We start from the raw sequence: 13,966 nt of genomic DNA on the forward strand, positions 1-13,966 counted from the left end.
ATGGGAAGGACGAAAAAGGTGGGAGCGGCCGGGAAATACGGTCCCAGGTATGGGTTGAAGGACAGAAGGCTTGTGGCGAAGATAGAGGCTGAAAAAGCTGGAAGGAAGGTCTGTCCCTCATGTGGAGCCAAAAAGCTTAAGAGAACCAGTACTGGTATTTGGGAATGTTTTAAATGCGGGAGTAAATTTGCCGGTCAAGCCTATCGCCCACCCTCAACGGGGGGCACCGGAGGATGAGGAGATGTACAAGTGCTATAGGTGTGGCGAAATCATAGAAATACAAAAACTTGAAAGGATAGTTTGTCCGCACTGCGGTTTCAGGATTTTCTATAAGGTACGTCAACCCGTAGTGCGTAGGGTAAAGGCTAGGTGAAGAAATGACGGTTTATTCCAAAGCAGAGGTGGAAATGTTGTTTTCCTCCCCAAGCTTAGCAGAGAAGGCTTATGTAGCCCTGAAACCTGAAGAAGCTTTACCTGGAAAGGAAAGGAGCATAGTCAAGTTCCTGAGGAGGGGGAGGATTCTAAAACTGGAAATTAGGGCAAGGGATACACCCTCCTTGCGTGCAGCCCTGAACTCCCTCCTCAGATTGGTGGCGGTAGTGCGTGATATGATAGAACTAAAGGAGGAAGAAAGATGGAGGAACTCCCCCCGCAATTGAAACACATGGTAGCACAATACCAGCAGGCCCAGCAACATGCGCAAGCATTGGCTGCACAGAGACAGCAGTTGGAATTGCTATTGCTGGAGACCAAAAAGGCGGTAGAAGAATTGGAAAAGAGTCCCCAAGACGCGGCTGTTTATAAAGGTGTGGGACCCCTTCTGATTAGGGCCAACAAGGAAGAACTCAAAAAGGAACTCGAAGAGCAACGGGAAACCTTGGAGTTGAGGGTAAAAACTCTGGAACGACAAGAAGAAAGGGTAACGGAAAGACTGAGAGAGTTACAACAGAAATTGGAGGAGGCTCTTAAAACCAGAAGGACTGAAGCTTGACTCCTCAGAGAAAGGTCGCAGAACTCCTGCTGGCCCAGGCAAAGAAAGGTGGGAGAATCCTCTTTCTCTCCCACCAACAGGCAGATCCGGATGGGGTAGCAAGCGCCATCGTTCTTTCAGAGGTTTTGGAATCCCTGGGAGCAAAGACGGAAGTGGTGATCCCTGAAGGTATGAACAAGCTTGCCCAGCTCTTGCTAGAAAAATATGGTAGGGAGGTGAGTACTTCAACCTCCCTCGAAGCTGACTTGGTGGTGATAGTCGATGCCTCCAGCTTCCAGCACGTTGGGAAAATGGGGGAGGAAATAAGGGGAAAACCTATCCTTCTAATAGACCACCATTCCGAGGTTGAGGGCATGAAGGAGGAAGTAGAATGCTCTTGGGTGGAGGAGAAAATCACCTCCTCTGCGGAGATGGTCCTGCTCCTCCTCAAGGAAATGGGAAAACCCCCTTCCGCTGATCAGGCCAATCTCCTCTTAGCGGGAATCCTCACCGACACTGCTGGACTGAAGTTGGCCTGTAACTCCACGCTGGAAACCGTTTGTGAGCTGATAAAACATGGTGCCGATTATAGGAAGCTGCTGGAGCTCCTGAAGTTACCGGAAGATAGATCCAAACGCATAGCCATGCTCAAAGCCGCACAAAGGATGGAACTCAAGGCCTTCAACGATTATTTGGTGGTTTTTTCTGAACTCAGCGCTTTCGAGGCAGATGCGGCCTCCGCCCTCCTCAGACTGGGAGCAGATCTCAGCTTCGTGGGTTCGGAGGAAAAGGGGGAATTCAGAATTTCTGGGAGGGCTACGCCAGAGATCTGCGAGACCAAGGGACTTCATTTGGGTATGCTCATGCAAGAGGTGGCAAAAACTTTTGAGGGTTCTGGAGGGGGACATGCAGGAGCTGCCAGCGCTACGGGAAAAGGAAATCTTGGGGAAGTCAAGAAATTCATTCTGAAACGTTTGCAGGAAATCTTGGGATCTTAGACCCAATCCAACCAATGCTCAAAACCCTTTTCCTCTCCCCTCACCACCCTGAAATACAACTCCTGTAGCCTGGCCGTTATTTCCCCCCTTATTCCCTTGCCTATGGGATGACCCTCTACTTCCCTTATGGGTGTGACTTCAGCTGCCGTACCCGTGAAAAAGGCTTCATCTGCTTTGTACAGCCTTTCCAGGGAGATGGGTTCTTCCTTGGCGGGTATACCCTCCCTCATCGCCAGTTGGAGGACGGAGTCCCTAGTGATGCCAGGTAAAGCACATTCCGAAATTGGAGGGGTAATCAACACCCCCCTTTCCACTATGAAGATGTTCTCGCCAGGCCCCTCCGAGATATTGCCGGAAAGATTGAGCATGAGGGCCTCATCATATCCATTATCCAACGCATCCAGCTTGGCCAGGATGGAGTTGGCATAGTTTGCCACCAGCTTGGCGTGGGGGGGAAGGATGGAGGGGTGAATCCTGCGGTAGGGGGAAATCTTCACCCTCACCCCGTTCTTGAGTCCTTCTTCACCCAGGTAGGTTCCCCATCGCCAAGCCGCTATCGCCACCCTCACCGGGGCTCCTCTAGGACTCAAACCCATGACCCCGTATCCGCAATAGGCGATGGGTCTTATGTAACACTCCTCCAGCCCGTTCTCCCTAACCACGAGTTTGGCAGCTTCTATCAGCTCTTCCACCGAATAAGGAAGCTTCATTCCCACTATTTCTGCAGAGCGTCTAAGTCTTTCCATGTGATCCTTGAGTCTGAAGATGGCCGGACCTCTAGAAGTCCTGTAACATCTTATTCCCTCAAAAACCCCATAACCGTAGTGGAGGGTATGGGTGAGGAGATGTACTTTAGCTTCTTCCCAGGGCACCAGCTCTCCATCCATCCAAATGAACTTGGTTGGATTGATACTCATTCAATTTTCCTAAAAAATTTTGGCTAAAAGAGGTTTTTGGGAAAGCCTACACCTCTATAAGGACTCACCCTCCAAATTATAAGACGGGCATGAAACAGGCGAGAATCTTAGCATTGGGCTCTATAGGAATTACTGCTCTAGCGGTTTTCCTCTTCACTTTTTTTCCTTCCTCCCCAGAGATAGCCTTTATCTTCGCGGTGGGTGTAGCTTTTGTTATACTCCTCTTGGTGGCCCTTCCCCTTTTAGGAAGGGGAGAGGAATCTCCTTTCCCAGAAGAAGAGAGGAAGGAAATAGCTTCCAAGCTCAAAGAGGCCTTGGAAGAAGAAAAGGAGACCAAGCCTCAAGAAGCTGTAGAAGAAAAACCTCAGCCCAACCTCCTCTCCTGCCTCAGGGAGATTTCCCTTGAAGGATGGAAAATGGTGAGCGAAGGGGGAGTAAAAGAGGAAACCTTGTTGGGAACGCCAGGGAAAGGGGAAGGATTTTTTAGGATTTGGGAAGGCGAAAAAGGGAGGAGGCTTGCCCTTTACACCCTTCTCTTTCCCTCACCGGAAGAAGCCAAAAATTGTTTGCAGGAAATCTTGGCTAGGCTCGGTGATTGGCTCTACGAAAGCTATCCGGGAAGGGGTCACTTCTACTTGGAAAGGGAAAACATGGATGGAGCCGTGTGGAAGAAAGAAGAGGTATTGGTCCTCCTCTTACTCGGAGAAGCCAAGAGGGGAGAAGCTTCCGCCTTTTTGACCCTTCTTCCAGAAGCCCTTAAACCGCTCTGAGTTCTTCCAGTTTTTTCCTAGCTTCTTCCAAATCCTTGAAGGTATCCACTGGAATCCAAAGGGGGAGCTCTGCCTTATAGCATCTCAACTTTCCTTCCCTGGCCAGTTCAGGAAAAAGAGTTTGTTCCACGTTTCCCTTTTTGAATTTCTCCATCTTGGGAAGGAGGAGAGGACTGAGACAATAAACTCCTCCATTGACATAGTGGGGAAGTAGGGGTTTCTCCACGAAAGAAACAATTTTCTTCCCCCTCAGGCGCAGGATCCCGTAAGGACTTCTCATCCTTACCGCCAAAAGGGAAGCTAGGGCCCCAGATTTCTTGAAGTCTTCCCACATCCCCTTAAAGTCCATCTCCATTACCACGTCCCCATTGCTCACTACCGCTTCCTTTCTGGCCTTCCTCATCCCAAGTCTAAGGGCGTTGAGGGTTCCAAGGGGCTTTCTTTCCACAACGTATTCCAGCTCCATTCCCTCCCAACTCCTTCCATATCTTTTCTCGATCTCCTCGGCCTTGTACCCAGCCAAAAGGTATACCTTCCTTATGCCAGCCTTGCGGTAGAGGGAGAGCTGGTGGTCGAGGATGGTATATCCCCTTTTCAGTTCCAGCAAGACCTTAGGTATGGCTTGGGTGAGGGGAAAGAGCCTCTTACCGTAACCTCCACAAAGGATCATCCCTACCGCTTCCATCCCTCTCCTTTACCCACTCATTTTTAAAACTCCCCCGAGGAAAAAAAATGATGAAGGCCCTCGTCTTCCTAGCTCCGGGTTTCGAGGAAATAGAGGCCATGACCATAGTGGATCTCCTCAGGCGGGGTGGAGTGGAAGTGGTAACAGCTGGCTTGGAAACACCCGTAGAGGGATCCCATGGGGTAAAGGTACTACCAGACAAAAAACTGGAAGAGGTCAGGGTCGAGGACTTCGATGCCGTGATTTGTCCTGGTGGCTATCCGGGATACGAGAACCTGAAGAAAAACCAAAGGGTACTGGAAATGGTTAAAGAAGCCGCCCAAAAGAACAAGATAGTGGCCGCCATTTGCGGTGCTCCTTCCGTCCTCGCAGAGGCCGGAGTGTTGAAGGGTAAGAAAAGCACCATTTATCCAGGAATGGAGGCCGAACTGAAGAAAGCGGGAGGAAAACCTTCCAAGGGATTGGTGGTAGTGGATGGAAAGGTGATTACCAGCATGGGTCCTGCCACTGCTTTTGCCTTTGCACTGGAACTCCTGAAGCGCTTGGCGGGAAGAAAAAAGGCTGAGGAGGTAAAAAAGGCCACCCTCGCCCACTTGGGGGCAAAACTCAGATAAACGTCAAGCTCTAGGTCTAAGACCAAGGATCCTTCTGGCCTCATCGGGGGAGGCTACTTCCCTTCCCAGCTCCCTTGCCAGCCTAACCACCTTTTCCACCAGTTCCGCATTGCTCTTGGCCAAGACCCCCCTTTCCAAATAGATGTTGTCCTCCATTCCCACCCTCACGTGTCCTCCCAGAATGATGGCCAAAGCCGCCATGGGCATCTCATACCTTCCCGGAGCGCATACCGACCAAGTCCAACTCTCCGGTATGGCCTTAACACAATACAGAAGGGTCTCTGGAGCGGGGGACATACAGGAAAGCCCACCCATCATCACGAATTGAACGTGCAGTGGCTCTTTCAGTTTTCCCTCCCTCACGAGAACCTTCGCAGTGTTGATCTGACCCGTGTCATAGATTTCCAGTTCAGGTTTCACACCATTCTTGTACATGTACTCCGCCCACCTCTCGATCCTGGCCACAGGATTTTCGAAAATTTCCTCCCTCAGGGAGGGAATACCCATGTCCTCCCACAAGTTGATGGAACCCATGTTTAGAGAACTCATTTCCTGTCCAAAGGTCATCCTCTCTTCCATTACCTTATCCAGGGTCCTTCGGTATTCTTCCTGGGTCATCTCCACTTTCCTTCCAAGCATTTCAGCGAGAGGACCAGGCAAAGGCCTTCCCCCTCCAGTCGTGAGATTGATGATGATATCCGAGGCCTCGCTTTCCCTTATCCTTCTGATGTATTCAGGAAAAATGGAGTTGGGATTGGGATGGGGAAGTCCCGTTTCAGGATCCTTGGCATGGAGATGCACTACGGATGCACCAGCCTTTCTGCACCTAACCACTTCTTCCACGATTTCTTCCACCGTACATGGGACGTAGGGAGTCTGCATCTTGGAAACGTATTCCCCTCCGGTAGGTGCTACCGTGATGATCAGTTTCTCCATCTTTCTTCTTCGTTTTCAAACCTTTTTATTCCTAAGGAAAAGGAAAAAGATGCCTGAAAAAGTAGAAGTGGTGCTCGGAGAGATTTCTAGGATAAACTTGAATCGACCGGAAAGGAAGAACGCGCTCGATTTACAAATGTTGGAGGAACTGGACGAGGTTCTAGAGGAAGTAAAGGAGTATAAACCAAGGGTACTGGTTCTGGGGGGGAAGGGGGACACCTTTTGCTCAGGTCTGGATACCTCGGTGCTAGCAGAACTGGCTGGTTGGGAAGAAGAGAGACTCCTCCCCATCATAGACCTTGCCCAAAGGGTAATAGCAAAACTCAGGAGAATGGACTGTCCTGTGATAGCGGCTTGTCAGAGGTATGCCATAGGAGGGGGGATGCAGCTCGCCCTAGCGGCCGATTTGAGACTTGCCACTCCAGGAACCACCTTCTACTTAAGGGAACCGGAATTCGGTATCCTTCCAGACATGGGAGCCCTTTATCTCTTACCCAGGATAGTGGGGGAAGGCCTGGCTAGGGATCTCATCTTGACCGGAAGAAGGATGACGGCGGAGGAAGGTGAGAAAGTGGGATTGGTGAATGGGATTTTCCCCTCTCTAGAGGAAGGAATAAAACTGTATGTGGAGAGAATTCTCTCCCTACATCACACCCCACTCCGCGAGTCCAAGAGAATACTGGAGGCCTGTTGGGAAGAGGGATTTGACTCAAACATGGCAAAGGCCAAAGAAGCGCAACTCAGATGTTTGAGGGAACTTAAGACCTAAGGGCCCTCATGTGCTCAATGCTCCTTTTCACATGCTCCCTGAGGGCTATGTCTTCCCTATGTCTGAGCGGACCATCCACTCTCCTTATGGCCTCGAGTGCTATCTCCCTAGCCCTTTCCAAATCATCCCCTATCCCCACGGCAGCCACGGTCCTGGAACTTAGGGCCCAAAGTTCTCCATTTTCCCTGACTTCCAGAGAACCGGGATAAAGCCTCAGGTCCTCCCCGTATTTTGCCTTCAGGGCTTCCGCTTCCTCCAGCTTCACTCTCCTGGGCCCCGAGTACTTCCTGTAACCCCCGTATTCCAAAGGAACGGCATAGATCACCACGCTGGCCCTCCTTTTAAACCTCATTCCCCTCAGCTCACCATCCAAACAGCGAAAACAGATTTCCACGAAGTCGTCCTCCAACAAAGGCATCAGGTTCATTACCTCTGGATCCCCCCACCTGCTATTCACTTCCAGCACCTTAACCCCCTCCCGTGTGAGAATGTATCCCATGTACATTACTCCCATCAACTTCGGATTCCTTCCCTCTCCCTTGAGTCTCCGGTGGAGACGTTCGGCTATTTCTATCGCCTGCTCCCAATCCCTTCTCTCCATGAAGGGAAGGAGCTCATCCACATCCTTATAGGATCCCATCCCTCCCGTGTTGGGCCCCTGATCCCAGTCAAAGGCCCTCTTGTAATCCCTTACGCATGGAGTAGGGATCAAATGTTCTCCATCCGAAAGGAACTGGAGAGAAAATTCCTCCCCCTCCAGCTTTTCTTCCACGATTACAGGCCCCTTAGAAAAAGAAGGAAGGAAGTACTCGTAAAACATTTCCTCTCTCGTCCTGAAATGATCCCCCCACACCCCTACTCCCTTTCCTGTGGCCGGGGCATCCGGTTTTACGGCCACCTTCTCGCCCACTTCATCCAACCAGCGATAGACCTCTTCCTTCACCTTCTCCTTGGGTATCTCGGCGGGATCGAAAACCTTAAACCTGGGATTGGCTTCGGGAGCCACTTCTTCCAGCAACTTCCTCTGCTTCACCTTACTCTTCTCTATGAAGTACTCCAAACTGGGACAAATCATCTTTATTCCCGTTTCCTTCTCCAACACATCCCTTATCCCCTGAATACCCGGTCCTTCCGGTCCCAAGATCCCAAAGGAGATTTCCTTCGCATGTTTCTTCGCAAACTTCACGATATCCCTCACGTTCAAATCGGGAATTACCACATGTTCTCCTCCCGTCTCTTGGGCCTTCTTCAGGTTGAAGGGATTCCTTTGTCTATCGGCTATGAACAACTTGACCATATGCCAGCTTCGACAAAGGGTATCGGCCAAACAGGCAAACCTGCTTCCGTAACTCACCCCGAGCACACCTACTGGCATTCTATTCCTCCATCCTCACGTAACCTTCTTTCCATTCACCATTCGTCCTAACGTAAACTTTTCCCCTCTCGTCCAAGGCGAATTTTCCTTGCGAAAGGAGCCTGAGGGCCTCTCTATAAGCAGGACCATCGCATTTCACCTTCATGAGCTCCTGCTGTTCTTCTGGGCTTCTACCCTCCACGGGGAGAGGGGGAGAAATAACTAGGATGGGGCCCTGATCCGCCTCTTCGATCATGATGTGAACCGTAGACCTCGTCACCTTTTCCCCCGCTTCCAACTGGGCCCTGACGGCACCCAATCCCGTATATTTCCTTCTTCCCCCTTCCTCTATGGAAAGATCAGCGGGATGAACGTTCAGAACACGGTAAGGAAACCTGCTTAGGAAGAGGGGTGTGAGGATATACATGTAACCTGAACAAGCCACTATGTCCGGCTCCCATCCCCTTCTCTCTATTACTGAGAGAAGCTCCTTTTCGTATTCCTCCCTCACCTTCATGTCCCTGATGGGTCTGCCCGCGTAGAAGTCGTAGATATCCACTACCTCCACCGGTATCCCAAAGGTCTGGAACTTGGCAATTCCAGGAGCTTTCTTATTGGAAGAAATTCCTCCTATGACCTCGTAGCCTTCTCCTCCCACCATAAAGGGAAGGGCACTTGCCCCGCCTGAAAAGAGAACCAAGACTTTCATCTTCCTTCCTTCCTTGGGCTCGTAGATGGGCTTCATGCTAAAAAAATGCGCGGGCCTTCCCTTATCTATTTCGGTGGACTCAGAGCAACTCGGAGAGCAAGAATCCCAATAGGCAACCAGCGGAGAGGAAGGGAAGACCGGGAAAGATCCTTCCAGGCTTCCTATGAAGGAGGAGCAAAAGGAAGAGGAGGAAAAGGGCGGAGGAGAAGGAGACGAGAAGGAAGGAAAGAAGGCCTTCACAGGCAAAAACGGAGGACGAGAAAAGGAGGGGCAGGATGAGATCCCCTCCTCCCAGATAGAAAATTTTTCCCTTTCCTCTTCCGACGGGTTTTCCTTCTTCAAGGAATTCTCCAAGATTCTTCGGAACCGACAGAAGAAGGGAGCTGGAAGAAGGGACGAGCCTTTCGGCCATGAAAACCATGTGCTTGCTGACGAATACGGAAAAATAATCATAAACGGAGAAAAGGGCCAGGAGTAGGATACCGGGAAGGGGACTCAGAGAGACCCCCAGCACCGCTCCCACCCCTGCTGAAGAGAGGATTAGAACAAGGTCCCTGTTGAGATGACTGGGTCTAATCATTCTCCATCCCACTAGCAGAAGGGAGAGGAAAAATCCCAGAGGAAACCAGCCAAACTTTGCCCCAATCAGTAAATCCAGCGTAAGCCAACAACAGAAAAAGATCACCATGACTTCGAAAATCCTGAACCATCTGGCCTTGAACTTCAGTAAAAAAAGAACGAAAAGGGTAAGGGGAAGGAGGACGGCGAAGAGGTAGAGAGAATTCCAAACACTTTGTGGATTGGAAAAAAGGAGTTCCGCTTCCTTTTTTTCCACTAACTCGAGATATCTGTCACTCACCATCAAACCCAAGAACTGCACCGTCAGAAAGAAAAGGAGCAAAACTATCGCTGCCTTCATCCTCTATCCTTGGCCTAGAAGAAAAAAACTGTTTTTTACCTCCTTTCCCACAACAAAAGATGGAAGAAAAAGAAGGATTGCTGGAAGTGGCCAGACTCATGGCCCTTTCAGCTAGAACCGCTCCAAAGGCAAGGGGTAGGGATCACCTCAGGATAAGGATCCTGACTATTCCCGAAAAAGAAAAACTGGCGGAGAAGATGGAGGAGATGGCGAATCAATACGAGTTCTTCCGCAGGGATGCCAAAAACATCAGAACTGCCAATACCGTTTTGCTCATAGGACTGGTGGGAGAACCCATGGACCTAAATTGCGGGGCCTGCGGCAGGAGCTGCGAGGAAATCAGAAAGGAGGGTAAGAAAGAGGGGAGGGGATGCGCTGGACCCATATGTGTAGTGGATGCCCTCAATTTGGGTATAGCCCTGGGTTCTGCCGCCAAAACGGCCTCGCTACTCAATGTGGATAACAGAATGATGTTTTCTGCCGGGGTGGCCGCCAGGAAAGCCGGACTAATGGAAGCCGATGTGGTGATTGCCCTCCCCCTCTCTGCCACGGGAAAGAACCCCTTCTTCGATAGGGGATAACCTCTTATGGAGGAAAGGGAGAAGAAAAAGGTGGTCCAATGGCGTGTGGAGGGGCTGAGGTAAGCGCCACCGTGGAGGAAGAAAAGCTCTTGAAGAAAAAGGCTGAGGCCCTAAAGGAGTGGGAAGAGTTCAAAAAGATGAGCAAGAAAAAAATCAAGTAAGTCAAGTGCCTGCCACTACAAGCTTAACCTGTTTCACTCCCCTGAGGGCTCCTAGCCTATCCACCAATTTTTTTATTTCTCCCGCCGTTCCTCTGACCAAAAGGGTTTCCATGCAATTCTTCTCATCTAAGTGAAGATGTTGGGAAGAACGGATGATCCCTTCACTTCTATGCTGTATTTCTAGGATCTCTTCCGTCAAACCTCTAACCTCATGATCGTAAACCATCACCACCACCCCCAAGAGCTCCCCCTCCAATTCGCTGCGCCATTTGTAATTGGTGAGGAAATCCCTGATGGCATCTCTAATGGCCTCAGAGCGACTTACATAGTTCTGCGATTTAAGAGAACGATCTAGTTCATGCAAAAGATCCTCGGGAAGGGTAATGCTTATCCTAGTTATTTTCTCTCCCATCTTCAACCTTAAGCCTCAGGTTCTTTAATCCTACCGGAGACCCAAATTAGAAATGTTTAAATTGTTTCCTCCAGGGTGTAGGATACGTGAAAGATGGGCTGGTAACGGCTCAAGAGATAACCTTTTACAACTCCCAAAACCCGAAACTTGGGTGAGAACCTGAAGATAGCGATAACAGGGAAGGGAGGGGTGGGAAAAACCACCATAGCAGCTGGACTGGCTAGGGCCTTTGGCAGGAGGGGAAAGAAAGTGGTGGCCCTAGACTTGGATCCTTCCCCCAACCTCCTCTTCACGTTGGGAACGGAGGGAGAAGTGGCGAAAGAAAAGCTGATACCCCTGATGGAGAGGTCTTCTCTCATCCAAGAGAGAACTGGAGCACCACCGGAGGGATATGGTCTGGTCTTCAAACTCAACCCCAAGGTAGACGACCTTCTCGATAGATTCGGTATAAAATGCAGGGATGGAGTGAAGTTACTGGTAGTGGGGAAAATCAGGAAGGGTGGACAGGGTTGTTTCTGTCCCGCCAATGCCCTTGCCAGGAGACTCATTGAGTATCTTTCTAGAGTGGCCGAAGTCCTCGTCCTAGACATGGAAGCGGGAGTGGAACATCTGGGGAGGGGAACCACGCAGGCTACGGAGGTAATGATCGTGGTGGTAGAACCAAGTCTAAAATCCCTCGAAACCGCCAAACAGATCAAAAAGCTTGGAGAAGATTTGGGGATAAACAAGATTTTCTCCGTGCTCAACAAGTTCAGGGAGGGAAGTGAGGGATTGATGAGAAAATTGGAAGAGGAAGGCATGCCCGTTCTGGCCGTTATTCCCTATACGGAAGCGGTGGCAAGAGCGGAGTTACTCGGAGAATCCGTTTTCGATTCTGAGGAAGGAAAGAATCTTTTTTCCAAATTCATGGAGCTCAGCTTGGAGCTGGAGGAAAGGATCAGATGAAGAAGGTCTTTCCGAGACTGGGCGCCTCCGTACTGGTGGAAAGGGGAGATAAGATCTTGCTGGTAAAGAGGGGTTCTGAGCCTGGAAAGGGAAGATGGGCGTTACCTGGAGGACTGGTGGAAGTTGGTGAAGGAATAAGAAAAGCTGCAGTGAGAGAAGTGAAGGAAGAGACGGGAATAAAGATAAGACTCAAGGGGTTGGTGGGTGTCTACGATATCTTGGAAAAGAATGGAAAGGGAGTGCTCCAATACCATTACGTTACCGTCTGCTTTTTGGGAGAAGCCCTCTCCACCGAAGTGAGGAAGGGGGGTGAAGTGCTGGATGCGGGATGGTTCGGGAGGGAAGAACTGGGGAAGAAAAAACTCACTAAAACCACCCGGAGGATTTTAAAGGAAAGGGGTTGGCTGGTGAAAGGTTGAGACTGGTAAAAAACGTATATTGGTATCCCGAGAAGGGATTGGGGGATTGTAACGTTTATGTGGTGGAAGGAAACCCCACCATCCTCATAGATCCAGGCAATCCTAGGTATCTGGAGAGACGTTTGAAGGAAATGAGGGAAGATGGGCTGGAACCGGAGGAAATAGAAATAATTGTAAACACACACAGTCATCCCGACCATTGTGGTGCCAACCGTCCCCTTCAAGAACTTTCTGGAGCCAAAATCATGATCCACAGGGAGGAAGAAGAACATCTCAAGTTCAGCATAGAATTCGGGAGATACTTCGGGATGGAAGTACCGAGGTTCGAAGTGGACTCTTACTTGGGAAACAAAATAGGAGAGGAGGAAACAGAACTCTTGGTCCTCCATACACCCGGTCATTCTCCTGGAAGTGTGAGCCTATATCACCCCAAATTGAAACTCCTTCTTTGCGGGGACCTGGTGTTCGAAGGTGGGGTGGGAAGGACCGATTTTCCTGGTGGAAGTTCGAAAGAACTTGCAACTTCTATAGAAAAGGTTTCCGTTCTCAACCTACAGTATCTTCTTCCTGGCCATGGAGGGATCCTGAAAGGTGAAGAAAGGATAAGGAGAAACTTCGAGTTCGTTAAGGAATACTTCCTTTAGCCCAAGGTCTTCTTGTAAACTTCCAGCAGCTTGTCCGCGGATTTCTTCCAACTGAAATTCCTCACTTTCTCCCTTGCATTCTTCACCATCCTTTCCCTCTCAGAAGGCGAGTCCAATAGATAGTTGATTCCCCAAGCTATGGCCTCTGGCTGGGGTTGAACCTTTATTCCTTCCACCAGGTTTTCCATGTTTTCATCCAGTCCTCCCACACCCGCGGCCACCACAGGTTTTCCGGCGGCCCAAGCCTCGAGCAAGACGATGCCAAAGGGTTCGTTGCGACTGGGGATACAGACGATGTCACTGGCTCTGAGGATTTCGATATACTTCCTCAAGGGCAAGAATCCCAAGAACTTAACAACGTGTCCTACCCCGAGTTCCCTCGCCCTACGCTCCAGTTCCTCCCTCATGCTTCCCGTACCAGTAAACACGAACCTCACCCTTTGCCCCTTCTCCAAAACTTTGGGGATGGCTTCTATCAAGAGATCGGGTCCCTTTTGGTACTCCAAGCGACCAGGAAAGAGTACTACAGGGTCCGAAGACAGACCATACTCCCTCTTTATCTCCTCCGGATTCACCTCTACTCCGAAATCCTCCGCATCTACGGCATTGGGTACCACCTCCACTTTTTCTTCTGGAAGATGGTATAGCCAGCAAACCTCCCTTTTCATGTAATTGGAAACGGTGGTAACCATGTCCGCCAAATAACCTCCATACCACTCCTTTCCTGAAATCTCCCTGAACTCCCACCAATCTCCAAACTTGTTTCCGTTCCTTCCGTATTCGGTGGAATGATAGGTAAAAACCAAGCGCCTCCCTTCCTGTTTCAGGAGATGTAAGGCTTCAACCACATGCCAGTCATGGCCGTGCACCAGGTCAAATCTCCCTTCCCTCCTTTCTACCCACTTCAGGGCGGACACCATCGCATGGGACATGTTCCTAGTGAGGGAAAAGAGATCAAAACCTGGATCGAACTTACACCTGTGGTAGTAAACCCCCTCCAGTCTCTCGTGCTCCTCTTGACCCTCCACCCATCTGGTAAAGAGGTGAACTTCATGGCCCCTCTTGGAAAGCTCGGCGGAAAGCTTGCTCACCACTACTCCCAATCCCCCTATCCAGATGGAATGCAGGGATTCCCAAGCAAGCATCGCCACCCTCATCCATAC

21 protein-coding genes are annotated in these 13,966 nt (G+C 50.2%); 13 read left to right on the forward strand and 8 right to left on the reverse strand.

The annotated features are described in order from the left end of the window. The 5 genes from rpl37A to QXG22_06190 are packed head-to-tail and all read left to right on the forward strand — an operon-like array spanning position 1 to position 1,968. Complete coding sequence (rpl37A, locus tag QXG22_06170) at positions 1-237, forward strand: 50S ribosomal protein L37Ae (protein MEM0359569.1); 237 nt, start codon at positions 1-3, stop codon at positions 235-237. A 4-nt stretch (positions 238-241) separates the two neighbouring features. Then, positions 242-373 (forward strand): DNA-directed RNA polymerase subunit P, encoded by a 132-nt coding sequence (locus tag QXG22_06175; GenBank protein ID MEM0359570.1) that lies wholly within the window; start codon positions 242-244, stop codon positions 371-373. A 4-nt stretch (positions 374-377) separates the two neighbouring features. Next, positions 378-659: a KEOPS complex subunit Pcc1 gene (locus QXG22_06180; GenBank protein MEM0359571.1), complete on the forward strand. Its 282-nt coding sequence runs from the start codon at positions 378-380 to the stop codon at positions 657-659. Continuing rightward, positions 635-991: a prefoldin subunit beta gene (locus QXG22_06185; GenBank protein ID MEM0359572.1), complete on the forward strand. Its 357-nt coding sequence runs from the start codon at positions 635-637 to the stop codon at positions 989-991. The genes QXG22_06180 and QXG22_06185 overlap by 25 nt, the downstream gene beginning before the upstream one ends. After that, a complete protein-coding gene (locus QXG22_06190; GenBank protein ID MEM0359573.1) occupies positions 988-1,968 on the forward strand; it encodes a DHH family phosphoesterase in 981 nt (326 codons plus the stop codon). Before QXG22_06185 ends, QXG22_06190 begins: the two co-directional genes overlap by 4 nt. On the opposite strand, the gene QXG22_06195 is transcribed toward QXG22_06190, so the two are convergent. Next, a complete protein-coding gene (locus QXG22_06195; protein ID MEM0359574.1) occupies positions 1,965-2,885 on the reverse strand; it encodes a branched-chain amino acid transaminase in 921 nt (306 codons plus the stop codon). The genes QXG22_06190 and QXG22_06195 overlap by 4 nt on opposite strands. Positions 2,886-2,974: 89 nt before the next feature. Between QXG22_06195 and QXG22_06200 the strand changes: the two genes are divergently transcribed. Beyond that, positions 2,975-3,655, forward strand: coding sequence for a hypothetical protein (locus tag QXG22_06200; GenBank protein MEM0359575.1), 681 nt, complete (start codon positions 2,975-2,977; stop codon positions 3,653-3,655). On the opposite strand, the gene QXG22_06205 is transcribed toward QXG22_06200, so the two are convergent. Then, positions 3,642-4,340, reverse strand: a complete 699-nt coding sequence (locus tag QXG22_06205; GenBank protein MEM0359576.1) for a nucleotidyltransferase family protein — start codon at positions 4,338-4,340, stop codon at positions 3,642-3,644. The genes QXG22_06200 and QXG22_06205 overlap by 14 nt on opposite strands. A 50-nt stretch (positions 4,341-4,390) precedes the next feature. On the opposite strand from QXG22_06205, the gene QXG22_06210 reads away from it, so the two are divergent. Next, complete coding sequence (locus QXG22_06210; GenBank protein ID MEM0359577.1) at positions 4,391-4,954, forward strand: DJ-1/PfpI family protein; 564 nt, start codon at positions 4,391-4,393, stop codon at positions 4,952-4,954. Between the two features lie 3 nt (positions 4,955-4,957). On the opposite strand, the gene QXG22_06215 is transcribed toward QXG22_06210, so the two are convergent. After that, positions 4,958-5,890: a 3-keto-5-aminohexanoate cleavage protein gene (locus tag QXG22_06215; protein MEM0359578.1), complete on the reverse strand. Its 933-nt coding sequence runs from the start codon at positions 5,888-5,890 to the stop codon at positions 4,958-4,960. 49 nt (positions 5,891-5,939) lie between these two features. On the opposite strand from QXG22_06215, the gene QXG22_06220 reads away from it, so the two are divergent. Further along, a complete protein-coding gene (locus tag QXG22_06220; protein ID MEM0359579.1) occupies positions 5,940-6,659 on the forward strand; it encodes an enoyl-CoA hydratase/isomerase family protein in 720 nt (239 codons plus the stop codon). On the opposite strand, the gene QXG22_06225 is transcribed toward QXG22_06220, so the two are convergent. The 3 genes from QXG22_06225 to QXG22_06235 are packed head-to-tail and all read right to left on the reverse strand — an operon-like array spanning position 6,649 to position 9,641. After that, positions 6,649-8,034 (reverse strand): ATP-grasp domain-containing protein, encoded by a 1,386-nt coding sequence (locus QXG22_06225; protein ID MEM0359580.1) that lies wholly within the window; start codon positions 8,032-8,034, stop codon positions 6,649-6,651. The two genes, QXG22_06220 and QXG22_06225, sit on opposite strands and share 11 nt — an antisense overlap. A 1-nt stretch (position 8,035) precedes the next feature. Then, positions 8,036-8,758 carry a formyltransferase family protein gene (locus tag QXG22_06230; GenBank protein ID MEM0359581.1) on the reverse strand — a complete coding sequence of 241 codons (723 nt, stop codon included), beginning with the start codon at positions 8,756-8,758 and terminating at the stop codon, positions 8,036-8,038. Positions 8,759-8,801: 43 nt separating this feature from the next. Continuing rightward, positions 8,802-9,641, reverse strand: a complete 840-nt coding sequence (locus tag QXG22_06235; protein MEM0359582.1) for a presenilin family intramembrane aspartyl protease — start codon at positions 9,639-9,641, stop codon at positions 8,802-8,804. 59 nt (positions 9,642-9,700) lie between these two features. Between QXG22_06235 and QXG22_06240 the strand changes: the two genes are divergently transcribed. Together QXG22_06240 and QXG22_06245 are read left to right on the forward strand one after the other, a co-directional pair. Next, complete coding sequence (locus tag QXG22_06240; GenBank protein MEM0359583.1) at positions 9,701-10,222, forward strand: DUF2148 domain-containing protein; 522 nt, start codon at positions 9,701-9,703, stop codon at positions 10,220-10,222. A gap of 38 nt (positions 10,223-10,260) precedes the next feature. Beyond that, the gene (locus tag QXG22_06245; protein MEM0359584.1) at positions 10,261-10,383 is read left to right on the forward strand and encodes a hypothetical protein; all 123 of its coding nucleotides are present in this window, start codon (positions 10,261-10,263) and stop codon (positions 10,381-10,383) included. 1 nt (position 10,384) lies between these two features. Here the strand turns inward: QXG22_06245 and nikR are convergent, their stop codons facing one another. Further along, positions 10,385-10,795, reverse strand: coding sequence for a nickel-responsive transcriptional regulator NikR (gene nikR / locus QXG22_06250; GenBank protein MEM0359585.1), 411 nt, complete (start codon positions 10,793-10,795; stop codon positions 10,385-10,387). A 147-nt stretch (positions 10,796-10,942) separates the two neighbouring features. Here nikR and QXG22_06255 point away from each other — a divergent pair, with 147 nt between their 5' ends. From QXG22_06255 to QXG22_06265, 3 genes are read left to right on the forward strand one after another with little or no spacing between them, the layout of a single operon-like run. Then, positions 10,943-11,740, forward strand: coding sequence for an AAA family ATPase (locus tag QXG22_06255; GenBank protein ID MEM0359586.1), 798 nt, complete (start codon positions 10,943-10,945; stop codon positions 11,738-11,740). Further along, positions 11,737-12,159 carry an NUDIX hydrolase gene (locus QXG22_06260; protein MEM0359587.1) on the forward strand — a complete coding sequence of 141 codons (423 nt, stop codon included), beginning with the start codon at positions 11,737-11,739 and terminating at the stop codon, positions 12,157-12,159. Before QXG22_06255 ends, QXG22_06260 begins: the two co-directional genes overlap by 4 nt. After that, a complete protein-coding gene (locus tag QXG22_06265; protein MEM0359588.1) occupies positions 12,156-12,803 on the forward strand; it encodes an MBL fold metallo-hydrolase in 648 nt (215 codons plus the stop codon). Before QXG22_06260 ends, QXG22_06265 begins: the two co-directional genes overlap by 4 nt. On the opposite strand, the gene QXG22_06270 is transcribed toward QXG22_06265, so the two are convergent. Further along, positions 12,800-13,960, reverse strand: coding sequence for a glycosyltransferase family 4 protein (locus QXG22_06270; GenBank protein MEM0359589.1), 1,161 nt, complete (start codon positions 13,958-13,960; stop codon positions 12,800-12,802). The genes QXG22_06265 and QXG22_06270 overlap by 4 nt on opposite strands. Positions 13,961-13,966 lie beyond the last annotated feature (6 nt).

It is taken from the genome of Candidatus Hadarchaeales archaeon (assembly GCA_038736355.1).
GTDB lineage: Archaea > Hadarchaeota > Hadarchaeia > Hadarchaeales > WYZ-LMO6 > WYZ-LMO6.